Consider the following 21,772-nt stretch of genomic DNA (forward strand, 5'->3'; position numbering starts at 1 on the left):
GGAGACGACGCCGGCCAGGAAGGGAGAGGCTGGGAGGCCGGCGACGTCGGCCCGGGAGGCGGTGGCGGAGGGAACGGCCGTGGCTGGGGAAACGGTGATGCTTGGGGCCGTTGGCCGTACTGCGGCGGAGGCGCGCCACGGCCATGGGGCTGCTGCCACGGAGGACCGTACGAACTCTGCGGCGGTCGCGCAGGACCATAGGGGCCGTGCGGCGGTTGCGCAGGGCCGTACGGGCCTTGCGGCGGCTGGGGCGGAAAGGCCATGACGGGGCTCCTGCTCGAAGACGGCAGTATTGGGACGTTCCAGGAGCGGGTCCGGTTGACTGGATCTTCGCCGGAGAACCCGACGCCGCCTCAGCCGGTGCAGGCGGGAGAAGCCGGTACAGGCTCAGGTGGTGTCGCGGGTGGCGAGCAGGGCGTCGATGCGAGCGATGGTCAGGGGACGGGCGAGCATCGAACGGAGTCTGGACCGGGCCCTGGAGCGGTTCTCCGCGGACTCCCGCGACGACATCGCCCGGTTCGCGTAGATCTCCAGCAGATGACCCTGCTCCGCGATGGCCATGGAGAAGTCGGCCGGCTCGGCGAGCACACCGGGGCCGCCCTCGTCCCGGTAGGCCCGCCACGCCTGTGCCGCGTCGGGAAGCGGGAGATCGGCCAGGATCTTCGCCAGCTCCCAGGCCGGCCGCGCCGACCCGCAGTTCTCCCAGTCCAGCACCACCACACCACCGTCCAGAGCCCGCCGCACGTTCTCCACGTTGACGTCGCGGTGGCACGTCTCCAGCGAGGCCGTGCCGGGCGGAACGACAAGGGCGTCCAGCGCGATCAGCTCAGGCAGCAGCCGCCCCAAAGCACCCGCCCACCCCCATTCCGCCTTCCCGCCGACCTCCAGCCTCACATCGGCCCCCGACCCCGCATCTGTGCCCAGCTCCGCACGCGTGTCCAGGCCCGCGTCGGCGCCCAAGCCCGCATCCGTACCCGTGCCCAAGCCCGGATCCCTACCTGTGCCTGGGCCCGCATTCGTACCTGTGCCTAGACCCGTGTTCGTGTCCAGATCCGTGTCTGCGGTCAGCAGCGCGCCCGCTTCCCGGGCCGCGTCGGTGGCGGCCTTCAGCAAGGACTCCCAGCGGGTGCGGCCGAGGGGTTCGGCGAACCAGGGGACGACGGGGCCCTCGGCGGGGTGTCCGATTCGATGCAGGTGGGCCGTCACCGCGCCCAGCTCCCGCCCCGTGACCACGTCCCCGTCCGCCAGGTCCACCCAGGCGTACACCCGGAACCCCTCGTGCAGCACCGCGCCCCGCGTCGTCACCCGCGGCTCCGGGAGCCGGATGCCCGCTTTCGCCGCCGCCCGCTGGAAGGCGAGGTCGGCGCGTACCTCGTGCTCCTCGACGGGCACCAGCAGCTCCTTGACCGCCCACGTGCCGGCGTCGGTGTCGAGTCGCCAGATCCGGCCCAGCTCGCCGCGCGCCGCGTACACCGGGGGTCGCAGTGGGCGGCCCAGGTCGTACGCCGACGCCACGGCCGCGGACCACGTTTCGGTCGGCGCGTCAGGGGATCTGGACATGGTGACTCCTGGTTCGGGGATGGGGTCCATCGTAGGGTGGCGGCGGCTCGCGGCAGGCTCCGGGGAGGCGTCCATGAGCGAAAGCGCGTTCGAACTCGTACGCCGCCACAAGAGCCGTGAGACGACGGCGACCGAGACGGTGCGCGCCGCGCTGGACCGGCTGGAGGAGCTGTACGACCGGATCGGCGCGGTGGCCGCGATCGACCGTGAACGCAGCCTGGTCGAGGCGGCGCGGGCGGACCGGCGGCTGCGCGCGGGCCGGGGCCGGATCCTGGAGGAGGCCGCGACCGTCGCAGCCGCGCAGAAGCCGTAACAGCCGCAGAGCCGTAACGGCGCAACGACCGCGATCGCCGGACCCGACGCTACGGTCGCAATCGCCCGGCTTACCGGGACTCATCGCCACGGTCGCAACCGCCGGGCCCTTGCACCAGCCGGACCTATCGCACCGCCGGACCCGCCGGACCCGCCGCACCCCCGCCCGGCCGCGTCCCCTAGGGTGCGGGGGATGAGTGGACGTGGAGTACTTGTCACGGGAGCGTCGAGAGGCATCGGCCGGGCGGTCGCGACGGCCTTCGCCGCCGCGGGAGACCGGGTCGCGATCCATCACCGCGACTCCGCCAAGGAGGCCGAGGGCCTGCTCGCCGAGCTGCCCGGCCAGGGGCACGTGGTCGTCAGGGCCGACCTCGCCGACCCCGGCGGCGTCAGGAGCATGGCGGACGAGGCCGCGGCGGCACTGGGCGGAGGGATCGACGTGCTGGTGAACAACGCGGGCGTCTACCTGCACCACCCCGTCACCGAGCTGTCCTACGACGAGTGGCAGGACGCCTGGCGGCGCACGCTGGACGTGAACCTGGTGGGCGCGGCCAACCTGACCTGGTGCGCGCTGCGGCACATGGGGGAGGGCGGCCGGATCGTCAACGTCTCCTCGCGCGGCGCCTTCCGCGGCGAGCCGGACAGCCCGGCGTACGGCGCGAGCAAGGCGGGCCTGAACGCGCTGGCCCAGTCGCTGGCCATCGCCCTGGCCCCGCGCGGTATCGCGGTGGCCACCGTGGCGCCCGGGTTCGTCGAGACGGACATGGTGAGCGAGCACCTCAAGGGTCCCGGCGGGGAGGCCATCAGGGCCCAGAGCCCGTTCGGCCGGGTCGCGCTGCCGGAGGAGATCGCCGCGGCGGTGCTCTACCTGGCCTCCCCGGCGGCGGAATGGGCGAGCGGGACGGTGCTCGACCTGAACGGCGCCTCGTACCTCCGCTGATCCCATCACATCCCGCTATGCCGTGATCTGCCGGAAATAGCGGGCTATTGTGACCCTCAGGGCACTTCGGAAACTCGCTCGGTGGGAGACGGTGTGGCCAAGGGTTGCGGATACGCGTTGGTGTCGGTCGTGTCCGTCATCGTGGTCCTGGCCGGCACCCTCCTCGTGTACGTGACGAGCGGCCCCGCCGCCACGGTCGCCACCGTGCTGCTCTCCGTGATCGGCCTGTGCGGATTCGTGGTCGTGCACGACCTGCGCCGCCGCAGGTCCGCGGCGGACGAGGAACGCGTCCTGCTGGCCAGGGAACGCGAGCACGTCAAGCGCACCGTCGACCTGGTCACCGATCCCGCCCTGAGCGAGCAGGAGCGCCTGGCCGTCATCGACTCCTTCATCCCCAGGCTCGGGCAGGCCGCCTCGCGGGCCGCGTACCGGGACCGGTTCGTGCTGGTGCCGGAGCTGTCGCCGCCCGCCAGAGCCCTGCTGGAACGCGGCAGGAGAGCGGTCATGTCCGTCTACACCTCGCAGGTCATGTACCAGCGGCTGCTGGACGGGCTGGCCAACGAGGTGCTGCTGCCCCGGCAGATCTGGGAGATCGCCATGCTGCTGCGGGTCCAGACCCAGTTGCAGCACGAGCAGGACCGCGCCATGCGGGGCGTCGTGACGCCCGAGCTGCGGGCCGTCCTTGCGCCGCAGCAGGAGGCGCTGCGCCGCTCGGTGGCGTCCGTGACGGCCCGGGTCGAGAGTCTGGAACGGTACGCCCGCCGCGTCCAGGAAGCCGACGCGGCGCTGCGGGCGCAGGCGGCGCTGGCCGATAACGACAAGTACCGGGCGTTGCTGGCGCACACCGACGACGCCGACGGGATGCGCGACCTGGAGGCGCACGGCGACGCGCTGGAGCAGACGCTGGCCAGGAGCGTGCGCGAGGCCATCGAAGCCGGCCAGACCCTGGCCCTCCGCCCGGCCCCCTGACGCCCGGCCCCCTGACGCCCGTCCTCTGGCACCCGTCCTCTGGCACCCGTCCTCTGGCACCCGTCCTCTGGCACCCGTCCTCTGGCACCCGTCCTCTGGCACCCGGGTCCGCGCAGCAGCCGCGATCAGGCGGAGAGACGGCGTTCCAGCAGCAGCGCGTCCCGCCCGGCCAGCAGCGTACGGCACCACCCGCGCAGATCCGCCGCCTTGGGCCCGGGCACCTCGCCCGACTCCAGCAGCGCAGCCCAGTCGAGCAGCGACTCGGCCAGCATGAGCGGCACCCCCTGCCGCTCGTGCACCTCGGCCGCCGCCTCGAAGTGCACGGCCGCCCTGGCCGGCTCGCCCATCGCCAGGCACAGGTGCGCCAGGTAGTGGTGCCCGCAGTGATGGGCCACCGTGCCGTGCCCGAACGTCTCGCCCTCGGCCGCCAGCGCGTCGTACAGCGTCGCGGCCAGGTCGGCCCGGCCCAGCCGCGCGGCGGCCACGGCGAGGTTGTCGAGCGCGGGCCTGTGCGCGATGTTGCGCGGCGGCGTGGCGCCCCCGTAGGCCAGGATGCGGTCCAGCAGCGGACCGGCCTCCTCGTCGTCGAGCTCGCACAGGTACCGCAGCACCGCGTGCACCGGGTCGGCGCGCGGCGCCTGGCCGGCCTTGCGCAGCCGGTCGCGCAGCTCCCACAGCCGCCCCTGCAGCCGCCGGATCTCGGCGATCTGCTCGGAGTAGAAGGCCATCGCGTCCAGGCGGTAGCCGATCTGCGAGCCCAGCCGCAGCGCCGACTCGGCCTCCGACTCGGCCTGGGCCAGATCGCCCTGCATCAGGGTCAGTCCGGCCTTGGAGTACCCGATCAGCCAGGTGAGGTGCGGCTGCCCGAGCCGGCGCGCCAGCTCTTCCGCCTGGTCGAGCAGCAGGGCCGCCTTGACCGCGTCACCGCCGTCGAGGACCGGGGGAGTGCGCTGCATGTACGCGTGGAACAGCACCAGGTCGTCGCCCGTCCTGCGGGCCGCCTCCAGCATCTCGTCACCGTCGCGGTGCCGCTGGTGCAGCGGGTCGGCCGGGATGATGGTCAGGCTGCGCATCCCCAGCACGCCGGCCAGCGTGCGCGGGTCGCCCGACTTACGGGCCAGCGCGACCGCCTCGTCGCTCAGCGCGAAGCGCCGCTCCCCGTCGGGCGCCCAGATGAGCTCGGAGGCGAGCTGCGCGGCCAGCAGCGCCCTGGTGCTGACGTCGGTGGAGTCGACCACCTTGCGCGCCTCGGTCAGCAGCTCGATCCGCTGCCGGTCGGGCGCGGGCGAGATGCTGGAGCCCCGGTCGCCGCCGAGCGCCGCGGTGACGACCAGGTCGTGCCGCTCGCACTCGCGGGCCATCGCCGCCGCGTCGAGCAGCGTCCGCCTGGCCTCGGGATGCCCGGCCAGCCACATCGCCCGGCCGCAGTCGACCAGCAGCTCGGCCCGCCGCTCCACGGTGCCGCCGGGGGAGTCGTGCAGCAGGCCGAGCGCCCGCTGGTACCAGGTGACCGCCTCGCGGTGCGCCAGCCCGGCCAGCGCGTGCTGCGCCGCGTGCACGGCCGCGTCCGCCGCCGCGCTCACCCGGGCCGGGTCGCGGCCGTGCTCGGCGGCGGCCAGCAGATGCGTGGCCACCACGTACGGTCGCGACCGCATCGCCTGCGGATCCGTCAGCGAGAGCGCGTCGGCCACCCGACCGTGCAGCAGCGCGGCGCGCGGCGCCGACAGCGTGGAGTAGAGGGCGTTCCTGGTCAGCTCGTGCGAGAAGTGGCAGGACCCGTTGTCCAGCATCGTCACCAGGCCCGCGCCCATCGCCTCCTCGACCGCGGCCACGAAGCGCGCCTCGTCGAGGCCGAGGCCCTGGCGCAGCTCGGCCGAGGACATCCGCTCGCCGACGGCCAGCAGGTTGACCAGGTCTCTGGCGTCGGGGTGCAGCTGGGACAGCCGGGCCAGGACCATCCGGGTGACCGAGTCGGGCACGGCCAGCGCGTCCAGGTCCTTGCCCGCGGTCAGCTCCCTGATCACCTCGCTGATCAGGAACGCGTTCCCGCCGGTGATCCGGTGCAGCACCGCGGCGTCACCGGCGGCGCGCGCCTCCGTCAGCGCGTGGGAGACCTCGTCCGGCCCGAACGCCGGCACCGGGACGACGCGGGCGTCGGCGGTCAGCTTGTGCAGCTCCGGCATGGCCGACTCGACCGGCACCGGCCGCGACATCGCCAGCACCAGCAGCGGCAGCGCGTCGGCGTCCCACATGAGGGCGTTCAGCATCTGCAGCGACTCCAGCGTGGCCCACTGCAGGTCGTCCACGATCAGCAGCACGGGCCGCACGGTGGCCAGCCGCTCGATCAGCGTGCGAGCCGCGGCCAGCAGATGGTAGCGCTCGGAGACGGGCTCGGTGGCCGGCGGCACCTCCAGCGACAGCGGCGGCGCGGCCAGCGACGGCGCCAGCCGCACGAGCTGCCCGCACTGCTGGTCGATCCCCGCCCGCAGCAGCAGCGCCGGCGAGGTGCGGGCCAGCCGCTCGACGGCTCCGGCGATCGGCTCGTACGCCTTGCGCGCCGGATCGGTGCACCGCCCCGCCAGCACCGTGAACTGCCGCTTGAGCGCCCGCCTGGCCACCTCTGAGGCCAGCCGCGTCTTGCCCACCCCGGGCTCACCCTGCAGCAGTACCAGATTGCCGCCGAACTCGGCCGCCGCCAGCTCCGCGTCCAGCGTCCGCAGCTGCTCCTCCCGGCCCACGAACGGCAGCCCCCGCTCGTCCAGCCACGGCGCCAGCCCGGCGCCGAGATGATGGTCGGCACTCTGCCAGTGCAGCTCGTACGTGTGCATCGGCTCGCGCAGCCCCTTGCCCGGCAGCCGCCCGAGATCCTTGAACTCGTGCCGGCTGCGCCCCTGGGCCAGCCGCCGCACCAGATCGGTGCAGAGCACCTGCCCGCCCTCGGCCACCGCGACCAGCCGGGCCGCCTCCACCGTCGGCAGCCCGCTCACGTCGTCGTGACCCCAGCACACGTCGCCGGCGGCCAGCGCCGCCCTGATCGAGATCTTCTCCTGGGCCCGCTCGTTCTCGTCGGCCACGGCCTGCTGCACCGCGATGATCGCGTCCAGCCCGGCCGTGGCCGAGTCGAACACCGCCATCAGCCCGTCGCCCAGGCTCTTGGTGAACGACGACCCGCTGGCCGTCACCACCGAACGCAGCAGCTCGTACAGGCGGCGGAAGACGACGTTGGCCCGCTCTTCGCCGAGCCTGATCCGCAACGCGGTGGAACTGACCACGTCGGTGAACAGGATGGTCGCCGTGGTGAGCGTGCCCGGCTCGTGCGCGCGGTCGTGGAGGGCGGTCACTAGTGCGGCCCTTTCCGCCCTTGGGCGGGCGCTCGTAGCGTGCGGCGGACCGTGCGGCGGATCGCGCGGGTCTTCACCGCGGCGCCGGAGCGCCTGATCCGCCACGAGCGGGCCAGCTCCGGAGGGATCCTGAACGCCGCCTGCCCGCCGGAATGGCGGTCGATCAGGGCGACCACGATGTGCCGCCCGGACTTGCGTACCAGCCAGCGAACCACAGAGTCCACCGGGCGGGCCAGCAACCCGCCCCTGTTGGCTTCGCGGGCCAGCCGGAACAGCGCCGTGAACCACCACGCCGGCGGGGGCACGTCGAGCAGCTCGGGCACCCGGTCCGCGCCGTGGGCGGCGTCCTGGAAGATCCAGTGCACCAGGCTGCGCGGCATCTTGCGCCAGCCCAGCGGCATGAAGGCCTCCATCTCCTTCAGCAGCACGGCCATCAGCCTGACGCCCTCGTCGCTGGGTTCGAGCAGCCGGCCCAGGCGCGCGCTGATCGGCTCGACGTCGTCGAGCGTGAGGGGGCCGTCGCGGCACACCTCGATGCCCATCAGGTGGCCGAAGACGCTCCAGGTGTAGAGGTTGGCGGCGCGCTCCTCCTCGCTCAGCGTCACCCCCATGGTCTCCATCGCCTCCCACGTCACCACGGAGAAGTCGAAGAGCGTGGCGAGCAGCAGCTCCTGGTTCACCGGCGGGCCGTGCCGCTCGGTGTCCCACCGGTCGGCGTAGCGTTCGTCGACCAGAGCCCGCACGAACGAGTGCAGGATGCGCAGCCCGATCGCCGTCGTGTGTCCCGGCCTCCCCGGCTGCAGGCTGTCGGTGGACTTCAGTCCCATCACGTCCACCAGCATCTGGCCGGTCTCCGCCACCCGGCGGGTCATGTGGTGCGTGGCCAGGTTGGAGACGCCCGCCAGCACCCTCGCGCTGGACGTCTCCGCGTACGCCATCGGCAGGCAGGCGAAGAACAGGGCCGCCGACTGGTACAGCCCGTAGTCGGCGAAGACCGTCTGCCCCCTGGCCAGCAGCTCCCGGTCGTCCCCCCACTCCGGCAGCTCCTTGGCGAAGTCGAGCGCGTCGAAGATCTCGTACGCGGGCGGCTCGCCGGAGGGCTCCCTGGCCTCCCGCTTGGCCTCGCCCAGCTCCGCGACCACGGCCTTCACCAGGTCGAGCGCACTCTTCCCGTCCGGCTGCGCCGCCAGGTATTCGGCCACGACCTTGTCGATGTCGGGATCGGCCTGGTGACGCAACTGCCGGAACCTCTCCTCGGGCCAGCGCTCGTCGTGATCGTTCATGTGCCCCGTACTCCAGATTCGGTCAGAGGCCGCCCCGTTTCCGCAGGGCGGCGACATTCAGCAGCGTGATCGTCCGCCCCTTGACGGCGATGAGGTCGCGCGACACGAGTGACTGCAGGGCCCGGTTGACCGCGGGCCGCGACGCGCCGATCAGGGCGGCGAGGTCGGACTGGGTCAGGCCGGGCAGGTCGACCACCCCGTCGGAGTGGCCGTGCTTGTCGGCCAGTTGCAGCAGCAGCTTGGCCAGCCGCCCGCCCAGGTCGAGGAAGGCGAGGTCGGCCGCCTGGTCGGTGAGCCGGCGGACCATGCGGCCGAGCAGCCGCAGGAACTCGTCGGCCAGCCCGGGATGCTCGCGCATCAGCTCCAGCAGCCGGGCCCGCGGCAGCGCGAACACCCAGGCGGGACGCACGGTCGTGATCGAGGCCGACCGCGGCGAGCCGTCGAGCAGCGCCATCTCGCCGAAGGTGTCGCCGCGGCTGAGCATGTTGAGCACGATCTCGTCGCCGTGCTCGGTGGTGAACACCACCTTCACCAGCCCGTCCAGCAGGACGAAGAGCGACTCTCCAGGATCGCCCTGGTGGAAGATGATCTGCCCCGCCCGGTAGCGCCGCGACACCCCCGCCTGGGCCGTGCTCCGGATGCCCTTCTCCCCCAGCACGCGGAACAACGGGATCTCCGCCAGCACGGCGGCGACCGGCTCGACGTCGTGGGGCAGCCCGCTGCGCGCGTTCATGCAAGAACTTTAGGACGCATTCCACGGGTGGACAGCCTCCGGTTGCCGATCTCCGGAATGTGACGAGGACCACACGCGCACTGTCACTTCCGAGACAGTCTTTTCGGATCATCCGGCGCACGGTGAGGTAGCCGGCCGGAATTGGCCCCCCGAGAAACCGGACCGGCGGGGAGAACGACATGCAGTTGGACACCATCGAACGCCTCGACACCGCCGCCCTCGTGTCCGCCGCCCAGGACGGCGACACCGTGGCCTGGGAACGGCTGGTCGAGGAGTTCAGCCCGATGCTGAGGGCGCGCATCCGCCGTTTCCGGCTCAGCCACGAGGACGCCCAGGACGTGCTGCAGACGACATGGCTGCTGGCCTGGCAGAACCTGCGCAGCGTCGAGGACGGCCAGCGGATGGCCGGCTGGCTGGCCACGATCGCCTTCCGCGAGTGCCTCAAGCTCACCAGGCGGACGAAGGAGATCTGCACGCCGGACCTCGACTCGCTCGGCAGCACCGACGACGTCGACAGGGAGCTGGCCAGGATCTGGCTGGCCGGGACGCTGGCGGAGCTGGTCGAGGAGCTGCCGGCGGCGCAGCGGGTGCTGTTCAGGGCGCTCACGGAAACCTCCGAGCCGCACTACGTGGACGTGGCGCGCAGGCTGGGCAGGCCGGTCGGGAGCATCGGGCCCACCCGTGCCCGCTGTTTCGCGAAGCTGCGCGGGCTGCTCCAGGCCCGCGAGATCACGCGCGACTTCCTGGACTGATCTCTTCTCGGTCGATCGGGTTCGGTCGGATCTGGTCGGTCAGGCCGATCAGGCCTCTTCGGTGACGGTGTCGAGCGGGATCGCCTCCAGGAACGGCTCGAAGTCGAAGTGGGCCATCTCGTGCGCGTCCGGATCGGTGGTCTCCGCCGGGTAGGCGTAGAACCGGCGCCGGCGGCGCAGCCCGGGCTTGCTGTCGAACATCACGCTGACGGCTTCGGGCACGAGCCCCCGTGCCATCTCCTCCGCCAGCCCTTCGGCGACCTGCTCAGCGAACGGCACCCCGTAGAGGGCCTCCACGTTCTGGTAGACGCGGAAGTAGCTGACGATGAAGCGCATCCGGTCGGGGTAGGACACCCAGTCGCGCACCCCGGCCGTGGCGCTCTCGCGGTCCTCGGTGATGAACTCCTCGGCGAGCTTGCGCACCTTCTCGTTCTGGATCGGCGCCCACGCCCGGTCGATGTCCACGCCGGCCGGCGCCGTCAGCGGCCGGCCGACCTTGATGTCGCTGAGCGGGGTGGCGACGGCGAACAGGTGGCGGGTGTAGAGCGAGGACCACAGGTCCTCCAGCTTGCGGGTCAGCCAGGGCTGGTCGGCGTGGCTCGCCGCGTACAGCTTGAACCGGGGGAAGGGCCTGCGGGTGACCAGGGAGCGCAGCGAGCGCCACGACAGCCGGGTCATCCAGCGGACCGGCCGGTAGAGCACCAGCTCCAGCGCCGCCTGCGCGCGGGCCTGCTCGTACGCCGACAGCGCGATGTTGGCGCCGAACATCAGCTCGCCCCTGGCCACGGGATCCTCGGTCGCCGCGGCCTCGACCATGAGCTGCGCCGCGTCCTTCAGGTACCGCGGGTCGGCGGGCGACAGCAGGCCGGTCAGGAACTCGGGCGGCTCGGGCGTCAGCTCGGACTCCGGGCTGACCTTGAGGTAGCGGTCGGGGGCGTCGTTCCACAGGTTGACCGCGAGGCTGGCCGTCTCCAGGAAGATGGCCCGGTTGGCCAGCGCCAGCCCGAGCTGGTAGCTGGGCCCGAGCAGCGTGAGCAGCGTGGCCCGGAACAGGCGCTTGAACGGCTGCGGCACGCGCAGGCGGCGGCCGAAGTCCGCGATGAACGGTGAGTCCGGACCCAGGTCGAGGCTCTCCCCGATGGCCTTCGAGGTCCAGGTGGCGTAGCAGTACCAGTTGTTGGCCGCGCGGCCCAGGCGTACGGCGAGGTCGGTGGCCACACGGTGGTAGCTGTAGGCGATGACCATCGCTTCGAGTGCCGCGTCGCGGTCCTTGTAGGCCGCGATACGCAGTACGTCGTCCGCGGTCACCGCGGTCGGCTCGGACATGAGGTCTCCCAATCGGCTGGTCCCGTCGCCCCCGTGGCGCGCTCATCGGGATAAGAGCGCCTCCGGGTGGCCTCAGATACAGTCCGGCGGCCTCGAAGCCCCGTGACCGCCGCGCAGGAGCGTAGGAGCGCCCGCTTGCGACAAGCTTGCAGCGCGCCGCCCCGGGCGCCCGGCCCGGAGCGGCGCCGCTCAATCCTTAACCATGATCTTGCTGATCACCACGAATCCGCCGAGCGCCCCCGCGGTGCCGGCGGCCGTCGTCGTGGTGAGGTTGACCACCAGGTCGTACGTGCCCGGGGCGAGCTGGCCGCGCATGGGGATCGAAGCGGTGTAGCGGCCCGAGCCAGGGGTGAAGGTCATCTCCACGGGAGGCGACGGATGCCTCGTCTCACCACCGCCCAGCAGATCGGCGATGATCTCCAACTGCCAGCGTCCTGTCAGCCAGTCCACCAGCTCACCGGTGACCTCCCAGCTCACGTCCACGGTCCAGCCCTCGCCCCGGTGAACGGTGTTCGTGGGTTGAGCTCCGGGATCGACAACCTGGCCGTGAAGAATGCCGGCCAGTTGCTCGGCCGGCACTTTCATCACCTGGAACTCTCCGGTCGCCATTTTTTCCGATCTCCTCTCCGTGCGGGACGGGTCCCCCGCGTGAGGAGCAGAGCGACGACGGCGGTGGCGAAATACGCGTCGTTACTCCGGGGTATGACGGACTTTCGTCAGAGAGCGGAACCACCGATCCTGACCAGATCGCCGGGGCCGCCGGCGCCGGCGCGCACGCCGTCCAGCCGCACGCTCGCCTCGACGGCGCAGTCCAGGTAGGCGTTGACGCCCCTGACCGCCACGTCGCCGATCTCGCCGCCGGCCAGGCGCAGCACCGCACCCCCGCCCTCCGCGGCGACGACCTCCACGTTCCCGTACGGGGTGCGCAGGCCGATCGGCCCCTCGTTGCCCGTCTGGACGAGCACGATGAGGTAGTGCACGTCCCGGCCGGGGTGGCTGCGCAGGAACGCGTCCGCCTCCCCGTACATGACGAGGCTCTCCTGATCCGGAGCCGAAGGGGCGGCGGGCAGGGGAGTGGCGAAGGGGGCGAGCAGCGCGCACGGCTCCAGCCGCTCGTCCAGCTCCGGCACCGGCCCGTCCACCAGCACCACGCCGCCCGCCTTCGCGTACCCGGCCAGCAGTTCCTGCACGCGCCGGTGCAGGAACGGGCCGCCGGGCACGGTGAGCGAGCGGTAGGCGGCCAGTTCCTCCGGCGTCGCGCTCTCCAGCTCGACCAGCCCGTAGTCCAGCCCGCGCGCCCGCATCCGCTCGTGGAAGGCCAGCAGCGCCCGCGCGCATCCGGGGCCCTCAGTTTCTCCCGAAAGCGCGGCGATCCCGGCATAGGGGAGGTACAGCCCGAACGCGTCGCTCCGCCGCGGGACGCACTCGAGGAACTCGGTGCCGTGCGCGGCGAAGAAGTCCGCCAGCGCCCGCACCACCGGCGCCTTCCCGGTGGCCGCGCCGCCCGCGTCCACGGGCGCGCAGTCCGGGTACGGCCCCGCGTGCGCCGCGTCGAGCTCGGGCCCCCACCCCGACGTGGCCACCCCGGTGTAGACGTTGAACCCGGTCGCCCCCGCCGCCAGCGCCAGCAGCGACTGGTGGAAGCTGGTGGCGCCGTCGACGTAGGCCGGGTCGTACAGCTCGGCGAAGCCCCAGTTCTCCTCCAGGTTCGGCCCGGGCGCGCGCTTGGCGGCGATCACGTAGCGGGCCTGCGCGCCGGCGTCGGCGGACACGACGCCCATCCAGTTGGTGAACCCGTAGGAGATCTCGCCCCACAGCTCCGGCCGGACCCTGGCCAGCCAGTCGTCCAGCTCGGGCACGGTCGGCGGGTTCAGGTTCACCAGGACCGGCAGATCGGAGCCGACCGCCCGCGCCCAGACCCGGTAGACGCGCGCCAGGTACTCGGCGTGCGCGCGCCCCCAGTCGGCCTGCGCCAGCGGGCCGCTGGACGGGCCGGGCGGCTCGATCTGCGCCCAGTCGCCGTACGCGGTGCCGTGGACCGCGTCGTACTCCTCGGGCGTGCCGTACCAGGACCGCAGCCGGTCCCGGTAGAACGCGAGCCCGGACGGGCTGTAGTCGTAGGCCGTCAGCGGCAGCGCCCCGCTGGTGTAGACGCCCTCGTTCGCGATCTGCAGCGCGGCCACCGCGCCGGCGCCGGGCAGCACCTGCTCGCCCACGGCGGCCAGCCACCGCGTCGTCATGGCCAGGAACGCCGTCCCGAACGGCGCCGGCAGCGGGCGCTTCTCCGCGCCGTCGTGCCAGCACGCGGGCGCGCCGGCGGCGTCGAGCAGCGGCTCGATCGACGGGTCGGCGTCCGGGCAGACCCAGTCGGGCAGCCCGCCGTAGCTCAGCTCGGCGTGCACGAACGGACCCGGCTTGGCGATCACCCGCAGCCCCAGCTCGTGGCAGAGCGCCAGGAAGCCCGTCACGTTCCTGGCCGGATGGGTGCGGCCGGTGAAGTCGGGAGCCGTGCCCGCCTCCGGCTGGTGGTGCCGCCAGGGCAGGTAACAGGTGATCACCTCGATCCCGAGCTCGTCCCGTACGGCCCGCAGCCGATCGGCCCAGACGGCCGGATCGTCGCGATAGTACGGATAGTCGGCGGTGACGAGCACCCGCGGCACGCCGTCGACGACGGCGACCCCGTCGCGGACCTCGATGGCCACAGTGGTTTCCTCCTGATGGTTGAGATTCAGCCTTTGAGACCGGTGAAGGCGATGCCCGCAAGGATGCGGCGCTGGAAGACCAGCAGCACGGCGATCACGGGCAGGACGGCGAGCGTGGCGCCCGCCATGATGTAGTACGCGCGCCCGCCGTCAGGACTGGCCACGAGCTGCTGCAACGCCAGCGGCAGCGTGTACAGCTCGGGGTCGTTGGTGACCAGCAGCGGCCAGACGAGGTCGTTCCAGTGGAACAGGAAGCTGGTGATCGTCACCACGGCCAGCACGGGCTTCGACAGCGGCAGCACGATCGTCCAGAAGATCCGCATCCGGCCCGCGCCGTCGATCAGCGCGGCCTCCTCCAGCTCGGCCGGCAGCGACAGGAAGAACTGCCGCATCAGGAAGATGTCGAGCACCGAGGCGATGTTCGGGACGATCAGCCCCCACCCGGTGTCGAACATGCCCAGCGACTGGGTGACGTGGATGCGCGGCACCAGCAGCGTGATCGCGGGCACCATCATGCCGCCCAGCATGATCACGAACAGCCGGTCGCGGCCGGGGAAGGGGATCCGCGCGAACGCGTACGCGGCCAGCGCGTCGATCAGCAGCTTGGCCGGAACCAGCACCGCGCACACCCAGACGCTGTTGACGAAGGCGCCACCCAGCCCGCCGACGCCGAGCACGTAGTCGTAGTTGCCCAGCGTGGCCGCCCACTCACCGGTCTTCCTGTCCAGCGGCAGCAGGCTGGGCACCTTGCTGTAGATGTCCTGGCCGTGCTTGAACGAGGTGGCCAGCATCCACAGGAACGGCACCACCGACACGGCCGCGAGCAGCACCAGCGCCGCGTACATGGACGCCTTCCTCATGACGCCTCCTGCCTGACGAACCGGAACTGCAGCGCCGTCACGATCACGATGAAGACCAGCAGCACGAACGACATCGCGCAGGCCGCCCCCATCGCGTCGTAGCGGAAGGCGAACAGGTACAGGTGCAGCACGTAGGTCAGGCCCGACTGCTCGGGCCCGCCGGTGACGCTGCGCCCGTTGCCGGAGAAGATCACGTACACCAGCCCGAACACCTGCAGCGCCGCGATCACCCCGGTCACGAGCAGGTAGAACGTGGTCGGCCTGAGCATCGGGAACGTCACCCGCCAGAACCGCTGCCACGGCCCGGCCCCGTCGATGACCGCCGCCTCCTGGATGGTGCCGGGGATGCCCTTGAGCCCCGCCAGGTAGATGATCATCGAGATGCCGCACTGCCAGGCCGCGATGAAGGCCAGCGCCGGGATGACCAGCTCCGGGGTGTTGAGCCAGTTCTGCCCGGGGATGCCGACCAGGCCGAGCAGGGTGTTGATCAGGCCGTACTGCGGGTCGTACAGCCAGCGCCAGATCGCGCCCACCGCCGCCTCCGCCGTGACCACCGGCAGGAACAGCAGCAGCCGGAACAGGTTGGCGCCGCGCCTGATCGCGTTCAGCAGCAGCGCCTGCGCCAGCGCGGTCACCAGCGTCAGCGGCACCGCGATGAGCGTGTACTGCAGCGTGACCCGCACCGACGTCCAGAAGTGCGGATACTTCACGTCGTCGAAGAGCAGGTCCGCGTAGTTCGCCAGGCCGACCCAGTTCGCGTCGGAGCGCAGGTTCCAGTCGGTGAAGCTGTAGTAGAGCGCCGACAGGGCCGGATACAGCAGGAAGACCAGGAAGTAGACGAGCGCGGGAGCCACCAGCAGCGCGCCCACGAGGTGGTCGCGGCGCCGGCCGGGCCCGCGGCGGGCCCGGCCGGCGGGGCCCGCCGCCACCCGCTCGTCCGCCAGGGCGGGTGCGGCCACGTCAGCCGTTCCAGCCGAGCAGGGAGCGCGTCTTGCCCGCCGCGTCGCTCAGCGCCTGCTGCGGGGTGGCCTTGCCGGTCAGCGCCGACTCGATCGCCGGGGCGATGATCTCGTCGTTGACCTGGATCCACTGCGGCACCGCCGGCCGCGCGTGCGCCACCTTGAGCTGGTCGAGGAAGGCCGCCTGCTCGGGCCCGCCCGCGACCACCTGCGCCTTGAGGTGCACGGGGAAGCCGCCGAACGCGTCGGCGACCGCGCCGTTGTGCTCCGCGCCGGCCAGGAAGGCCAGCCACTTCCAGGCCAGGTCGGCGTTGGGGCCGGCCGAGAAGACGACGGAGTCCTCGCCGCCGATGTTGCCGGCCGGCTCGCTCTTGTACGGCAGTGGCGCGACGCCGAAGTCCAGGTCGGGGAACTGCTCGCGGATCGTCGGCACGTCCCACGGCCCCGAGATCGTCATGGCGGCCAGGCCGTTCTCGAACGGCTTGTCGGAGTCGGTGATCTTACGGGGGGACGACTGCTGCAGGTCCACCCACAGCTGCAGCGCCTCCACGGCCGGCTGCTGGTCGAACAGCACCTTCTTGCCCGCGTCGTCCACCATCTCGCCGCCCGCGCCGTGCACGACGCCGGGGAACATCCAGGCGCCGTAGCCGTCGCCCTTGGGCACGTTCATGCCGGCCACGTTCGCGTCGGCGGCGTGCACCTGGGCGGAGATCCGCTTGAGGTCGTCCCACGTCTTGGGCGGCGCCGGCACCAGCTTCTTGTTGTAGAAGAGCGCCACGGTCGTCTGGTCCTGCGGCAGGCCGTAGAGCTTGCCGCCCGCGCGGTTGGTGTCGAGGGCGCCCTTGTAGTAGTCGGCCTCGTCGATCAGGCCCGCCGGTACCTCCTTGATCGTGCCGTCGAGGGCGTACTTGGAGACCAGCGGCTGGTCGAGGATGCCCGCGTCGGGGGTGCTCTTGCCGGCCACGGCGCTGCCGAGCTTGGTGTTGTAGTCGTCCTTCGGGATCTTCACGATCTTGACCGTGACGCCCGGGTTGGCCTGCTCGAAGTCCTGGCGCACCTTCTCGATGACCTGACCCGCCTGCGGGGTGCGGTCCTGGTACATCCAGAACGTCAGCTCCTTGGCATCGCCCTGCCCGCCGCCACCACTACCGCCACTACCACCGCATGCGGCCAGCGCGGTCGCGAGCGTCGCCACGACGGCGCCACGCACAAGTCCTCGGCCCATTGTCGTACTCCTCATCGGGGGGATGGTCGGACCATAATCTAAGACTCGAAGAAAGTCAGGAAACGAATCGGTAACGTCCGCCCGGCCGCGCCGTCCCCGCGTGGACGTTTGAACCGTGAACTAACATGGCGGCGGGTTTTCCGGACAGGACGGGGACGAGGATGGGCACGTCAGGGCGCAGGACCGTACGGGATCTCCGCCGGGGTAACCGGGCGATGCTGCTGCGCGCGCTCTATTTCGGCGGGCCCGCCAGCCGCAACGAGCTGTCGGCAGCCACCGGCCTCAGCGCGGCGACCGTCAGCACCATGACGGCGGGGCTGCTGGAGTCCGGCGTCGTCGTCGAGGCCGGCCAGGTCGACTCCGACGGCGGCCGGCCCCGGGTGCTGCTCAAGGTCAACCCCGCCCACGGCTACGCGGTCGGCGTGGACGTGGGCGAGACCCAGGTCAAGGTGGAGCTGTTCGACCTGGCGATGAACGTGCGGGCCGGAGCCCACTACGCCGTCCGCTCGGCCAAGCACGACCCCGAACTGGTCGCCCGCCACATCCTGACCGGCGTGGACGCGGTCATCGCCGAGAGTGAGGTGCCGCCCGCCCAGGTGCTCGGGGTCGGCGTCGGCGTGCCGGGCATCGTCGAGCCGGGCCCCGGCGCGCTGGTGCGGGCCAAGACGTTCGGCTGGGAGGCGGTGCCGCTCGGCGCGCTGCTGCGGGCCGGCACCGGGCTGCCGTTGTACGTGGACAACGGCGCCAAGACGATGGGCCAGGCCGAGCTCTGGTTCGGCTCGGGGCAGGGCGCCCGCGACGCGATCATCCTCCTGGTCGGCTCGGGCGTGGGCGGCACGGTGGTCACGGACGGCCGGATCTACCGGGGCGCGGGCATGGCCGCGGGCGAGGTCGGCCATCTGAAGATCGTGGCCGGCGGGCGGGCCTGCCGGTGCGGGGCGCGCGGCTGCCTGGAGGCGTACTTGGGGGCGGAGGCGATCCTCGACCGCGCGGGCGTGGTGGCCGACTCGGCCGACGAGGAGAGCGCGCTGGCCAGGCTGCTGGAGGAGGGCTCGCCGGTGATCGGCGAGAGTGTCGAGCTGCTCGGCGTGGGCCTGTCGAGCCTGGTCCACCTGTTCAACCCCGAGCGGGTCGTGATCGGGGGCTGGGCGGGGCTGATGCTGGGCGGCCGGCTGCTGGCCGAGATCCGCGCAGCGGCAGCCGCGAACACGCAGGCGCAGCCGTTCCAGCCGGAGACGGTGGTGCTCGGGCGGCTCGGGCCAGACGCGGTGGCGCTGGGGGCGGCCACGCTGGTCGTCGAGCCGTTCCTGAGCGGGGCGGCGTACCCCGAATCCGTCCCGACTATTGCCTAAAAGTTAAATCAAGTGTTGACACAAGTGCATGCCGCAGTCACGCTCGGCACGAGAGAGCGCTCTCCCACTGCCTCCCGTACGTTCCCGTGAGGAGTCGCCGTGCATCCCCGCCGACGTCCCGCCCTGATCGTGGCCTCATTGGCCGCCCTGCTGCTGTCCTTACTCGTCGCGGGCCCGGCCCGCGCGGCCGATCCGCTCCTGTCCGCCAGACCGGCGACCGCCTCCGCCGCCATGGGCGCGCAGGCCTGCGGCACCGCCGACGCCGCGCTCGGCCGTCCCGCCACCGCCTCCTCCGTCGAGAACGCCGGCCTGCCCGCCTCCGCCGCCGTGGACGGCAACGCGGGAACCCGCTGGTCCAGCGCGTTCAGCGACCCGCAGTGGCTCCAGGTCGACCTGGGCGCCTCGCACCAGATCTGCCAGGTCGTGCTCCAGTGGGAGGCCGCGTACGCCTCCGCCTTCCGGGTCCAGGTGTCCGGCGACGGCTCCTCCTGGACCGACGTCTATGCGACCACGACCGGCACGGGTGGCACGCAGACGCTCGACGTGTCCGGAACCGGCCGCTACGTCCGCGTGCACGGCACCGCCCGCGCCACCCCGTACGGCTACTCGCTGTGGGAGCTCACCGTGCGCACCGGCACCACCGACACACCGGGCGGCGGCGGAGACCTCGGACCCAACGTGCACGTCTTCGACCCGTCCATGCCGGCGGCGAGCATCCAGTCCACCCTCGACTCGATCTTCACCCAGATGGAGTCGAACCAGTTCGGCCTCCAGCGCCACGCCCTGCTGTTCAAGCCGGGGAGCTACAACGTCAACGCGAACATCGGCTTCTACACCTCGATCATGGGCCTGGGCCGCAACCCCGACGACGTCACGATCAACGGCCAGGTACGGGTGGACGCCGGCTGGTTCGGCGGCAACGCCACCCAGAACTTCTGGCGCTCGGCCGAGAACCTGTCCATCACGCCCTCCGGCGGCACCAACCAGTGGGCGGTCTCGCAGGCGGCGCCGTTCCGGCGGATGCACGTCAGGGGCAACCTCAACCTCGCGCCCTCCGGGTACGGCTGGGCCAGCGGCGGCTACATCGCCGACAGCAGGATCGACGGGACCGTGCAGCCGTACTCGCAGCAGCAGTGGTTCACCCGTGACAGCACCATCGGCGGCTGGCTCAACGGCGTGTGGAACATGGTCTTCTCCGGCGTCGCCGGCGCGCCCGCCCAGTCGTTCCCAGAACCGCCGTACACGACGCTCGACACCAGCCCCGTGACCAGGGAGAAGCCCTTCCTGTACGTGGACGGCGCGGGCGCCTACCAGGTCTTCGTGCCGGCCCTGCGGCGTAACTCGCGCGGCGCGAACTGGCCCGGCACCGGCTCCTCGATCCCGCTCGGCCAGTTCTACGTGGCCAAGCCGGCCGACACCGCGGCCACCATCAACGCGGCCCTCGCCGCCGGCCTCAACCTGCTCTTCACGCCCGGCGTCTACCACGTGAACCAGAGCATCGACGTCACCAGGCCGGGCACCGTCGTGCTCGGGCTCGGCTACGCCACCGTCATCCCCGACAACGGCGTGGTGCCCATGCGGATCGCCGATGTGGACGGCGTCAAGGTGGCCGGCCTGCTGTTCGACGCCGGCCCGGTCAACTCGCCCATCCTGATGGAGGTCGGCCCGTCCGGCTCGTCCGCCACGCACGCCGCCGACCCCATCTCCATCCAGGACGTCTTCTTCCGCGTCGGCGGCGCCCACGCGGGCAAGGCCACGACCAGCCTCGTCGTCAACAGCGACCACACGATCATCGACCACATCTGGGCCTGGCGCGGCGACCACGGCACCGGCATCGGCTGGACCGTCAACACCGCCGACACCGGGCTGATCGTCAACGGCGACGACGTCACCGCGTACGGGCTGTTCGTCGAGCACTATCAGAAGTACCAGGTCATCTGGAACGGGCAGCGCGGCAAGACGATCTTCTTCCAGAACGAGATGCCGTACGACCCGCCCAACCAGGCCGCCTGGATGAACGGCTCCACCCGCGGCTACGCCGCCTACAAGGTCGCCGCCTCCGTCACCTCGCACGAGGCGTGGGGGCTGGGCGCGTACTGCTACTTCAACGTCAACCCCAGCGTCGTGGCCGAGCGCGGCTTCGAGACCCCGGTCAACGCCGGCGTGCGCTTCCACGACCTGCTCACCGTCTCCCTGGGAGGCAACGGCACCATCGCCCACGTCGTCAACGACACGGGAGGACCCGCACAGGGCACCGACACCATCCCGGTGAAGATCGTCACATACCCCTGAGCCGCGCGACGCCGGGGCCCAGCCCCTGGACGCCGCCCACACCCAGCAGTTGCAGCGTACGGACGAGCTCGGCGCGCAGCAGGTCAAGCACCCGCGTGACGCCGGGCTCGCCCCCCGCCATCAGGCCGTAGAGGTAGGCGCGGCCGACGAAGCAGGCCCTGGCGCCCAGCGCGACCGCGGCGGCGACGTCGGCCCCGCTGCGCACGCCGCCGTCGAGGAACACCTGCGTGCGCTCGCCCACCGCCTGCGCGACGTCGGGCAGCAGCTCCAGCGGCGTGGCGGAGCGGTCGAGCTGACGCCCGCCGTGGTTGGACACCACGATCCCGTCGACCCCCAGCTCGGCCAGCTCCTTGGCGTCGTCGACCCGCTGCACCCCCTTGACCAGCAGCTTGCCCGGCCACATCGACCGGATCCACTCCAGGTCGGCGATCGTCACCGACGGGTCGAACAGCAGGTTCGTCAGGCCCGCGAGATCGTCGGGCGCGCCCTCCGCGGTGGCGAACCGCAGCGGCTCGCTGGTCAGGAAGTCGAACCACCACGCCGGATGCCGCAGCGTCTCCAGCGCCCCGCTCCAGCGCAGCGAGGGCGGCACCGTCAGCCCGCGCCGCACGTCACGCAGCCGCGCCCCGGCCACCGGCACGTCCACGGTCACCATCAGCACGTCCATGCCGGCGTCCGCGGCCAGGGCGAGCGTCTCGGCGTTGCGGCCGCGGTCGCGGACCACGTACAGCTGGAACCAGTTCCAGCCGCCGGGCGCGGCGGCGGCCACGTCACCGGCCGTCGTGGTGCCCATCGTGGACAGCGTGTACGGGACGCCCGCGCGCTCCGCCGCCCGCGCCACGGCCCGCTCGCCGCCGCGGTGCATCATCCGGGTGAACCCGGTCGGGCCGAGCACGACCGGCATCGCGATCCGCCGGCCCAGGATCTCGACCGCGGTGGGCGCCTCGGAGACGTCACGCAGCACCCGCGGGCTGAACTCCACCCGGTCGAACGCCTCCACCGCCCTGGCCATCGACCGCTCGCCCTCGGCCGCGCCGTCGACGTAGTCGAACACCATGCGCGGCGCCCGCTTCCTGGCCAGCCGGCGCAGATCCGCCACGTCGGCCGCGGCCTGGACCCGGGCCGCCCTGGACAGGCGCGGCCGGCGGGGCATGACACCACGCAGC

The 21,772-nt window shown here is 72.1% G+C and carries 17 protein-coding genes; 6 read left to right on the plus strand and 11 right to left on the minus strand.

What is annotated here, in order from left to right; all coding sequences use genetic code 11:
* Nucleotides 1-387: 387 nt before the first annotated feature.
* Nucleotides 388-1,560, minus strand: coding sequence for a phosphotransferase (locus tag OIE67_RS11440; protein WP_326639327.1), 1,173 nt, complete (start codon nt 1,558-1,560; stop codon nt 388-390).
* A 73-nt stretch (nt 1,561-1,633) separates the two neighbouring features.
* Here OIE67_RS11440 and OIE67_RS11445 point away from each other — a divergent pair, with 73 nt between their 5' ends.
* The 3 genes from OIE67_RS11445 to OIE67_RS11455 all read left to right on the plus strand — a co-directional run bounded on the left by OIE67_RS11445 (nt 1,634) and on the right by OIE67_RS11455 (nt 3,781).
* On the plus strand, nt 1,634-1,873 hold the full coding sequence (locus OIE67_RS11445) for a hypothetical protein (protein ID WP_326639329.1): 240 nt from the start codon (nt 1,634-1,636) through the stop codon (nt 1,871-1,873).
* A gap of 192 nt (nt 1,874-2,065) precedes the next feature.
* Nucleotides 2,066-2,812, plus strand: coding sequence for an SDR family NAD(P)-dependent oxidoreductase (locus OIE67_RS11450; protein WP_326639331.1), 747 nt, complete (start codon nt 2,066-2,068; stop codon nt 2,810-2,812).
* 81 nt (nt 2,813-2,893) lie between these two features.
* A complete protein-coding gene (locus OIE67_RS11455; RefSeq protein WP_326639333.1) occupies nt 2,894-3,781 on the plus strand; it encodes a hypothetical protein in 888 nt (295 codons plus the stop codon).
* A gap of 125 nt (nt 3,782-3,906) precedes the next feature.
* On the opposite strand, the gene OIE67_RS11460 is transcribed toward OIE67_RS11455, so the two are convergent.
* From OIE67_RS11460 to OIE67_RS11470, 3 genes are read right to left on the minus strand one after another with little or no spacing between them, the layout of a single operon-like run.
* On the minus strand, nt 3,907-7,122 hold the full coding sequence (locus OIE67_RS11460; protein ID WP_326639335.1) for an ATP-binding protein: 3,216 nt from the start codon (nt 7,120-7,122) through the stop codon (nt 3,907-3,909).
* Nucleotides 7,122-8,405: an oxygenase MpaB family protein gene (locus OIE67_RS11465; RefSeq protein WP_326639337.1), complete on the minus strand. Its 1,284-nt coding sequence runs from the start codon at nt 8,403-8,405 to the stop codon at nt 7,122-7,124. The genes OIE67_RS11460 and OIE67_RS11465 overlap by 1 nt, the downstream gene beginning before the upstream one ends.
* A 22-nt stretch (nt 8,406-8,427) precedes the next feature.
* Nucleotides 8,428-9,138, minus strand: a complete 711-nt coding sequence (locus OIE67_RS11470; RefSeq protein WP_326639339.1) for a Crp/Fnr family transcriptional regulator — start codon at nt 9,136-9,138, stop codon at nt 8,428-8,430.
* Nucleotides 9,139-9,317: 179 nt separating this feature from the next.
* Here OIE67_RS11470 and OIE67_RS11475 point away from each other — a divergent pair, with 179 nt between their 5' ends.
* Complete coding sequence (locus OIE67_RS11475; protein WP_106247843.1) at nt 9,318-9,890, plus strand: RNA polymerase sigma factor; 573 nt, start codon at nt 9,318-9,320, stop codon at nt 9,888-9,890.
* A 48-nt stretch (nt 9,891-9,938) separates the two neighbouring features.
* Here the strand turns inward: OIE67_RS11475 and OIE67_RS11480 are convergent, their stop codons facing one another.
* The 6 genes from OIE67_RS11480 to OIE67_RS11505 all read right to left on the minus strand — a co-directional run bounded on the left by OIE67_RS11480 (nt 9,939) and on the right by OIE67_RS11505 (nt 16,962).
* Nucleotides 9,939-11,216, minus strand: a complete 1,278-nt coding sequence (locus OIE67_RS11480; RefSeq protein WP_326639342.1) for a hypothetical protein — start codon at nt 11,214-11,216, stop codon at nt 9,939-9,941.
* A 189-nt stretch (nt 11,217-11,405) separates the two neighbouring features.
* Nucleotides 11,406-11,825, minus strand: coding sequence for a hypothetical protein (locus OIE67_RS11485; protein WP_326639344.1), 420 nt, complete (start codon nt 11,823-11,825; stop codon nt 11,406-11,408).
* A 107-nt stretch (nt 11,826-11,932) separates the two neighbouring features.
* Nucleotides 11,933-13,918, minus strand: coding sequence for a beta-galactosidase (locus OIE67_RS11490; protein WP_326639346.1), 1,986 nt, complete (start codon nt 13,916-13,918; stop codon nt 11,933-11,935).
* A 26-nt stretch (nt 13,919-13,944) separates the two neighbouring features.
* On the minus strand, nt 13,945-14,778 hold the full coding sequence (locus OIE67_RS11495) for a carbohydrate ABC transporter permease (RefSeq protein WP_106247849.1): 834 nt from the start codon (nt 14,776-14,778) through the stop codon (nt 13,945-13,947).
* Nucleotides 14,775-15,737 carry a carbohydrate ABC transporter permease gene (locus tag OIE67_RS11500; protein WP_326639348.1) on the minus strand — a complete coding sequence of 321 codons (963 nt, stop codon included), beginning with the start codon at nt 15,735-15,737 and terminating at the stop codon, nt 14,775-14,777. The genes OIE67_RS11495 and OIE67_RS11500 overlap by 4 nt, the downstream gene beginning before the upstream one ends.
* A gap of 1 nt (nt 15,738) precedes the next feature.
* Nucleotides 15,739-16,962 carry an ABC transporter substrate-binding protein gene (locus OIE67_RS11505; protein ID WP_326639351.1) on the minus strand — a complete coding sequence of 408 codons (1,224 nt, stop codon included), beginning with the start codon at nt 16,960-16,962 and terminating at the stop codon, nt 15,739-15,741.
* Nucleotides 16,963-17,123: 161 nt separating this feature from the next.
* Here OIE67_RS11505 and OIE67_RS11510 point away from each other — a divergent pair, with 161 nt between their 5' ends.
* Complete coding sequence (locus OIE67_RS11510) at nt 17,124-18,314, plus strand: ROK family protein (protein WP_326639353.1); 1,191 nt, start codon at nt 17,124-17,126, stop codon at nt 18,312-18,314.
* A gap of 99 nt (nt 18,315-18,413) precedes the next feature.
* Complete coding sequence (locus OIE67_RS11515) at nt 18,414-20,606, plus strand: discoidin domain-containing protein (RefSeq protein WP_326639355.1); 2,193 nt, start codon at nt 18,414-18,416, stop codon at nt 20,604-20,606.
* Here the strand turns inward: OIE67_RS11515 and OIE67_RS11520 are convergent.
* On the minus strand, nt 20,593-21,759 hold the full coding sequence (locus OIE67_RS11520) for an alpha-hydroxy acid oxidase (protein ID WP_326639357.1): 1,167 nt from the start codon (nt 21,757-21,759) through the stop codon (nt 20,593-20,595). The two genes, OIE67_RS11515 and OIE67_RS11520, sit on opposite strands and share 14 nt — an antisense overlap.
* Nucleotides 21,760-21,772 lie beyond the last annotated feature (13 nt).

This window comes from Nonomuraea fuscirosea (genome assembly GCF_035917475.1).
Classification (GTDB): domain Bacteria; phylum Actinomycetota; class Actinomycetes; order Streptosporangiales; family Streptosporangiaceae; genus Nonomuraea; species Nonomuraea fuscirosea.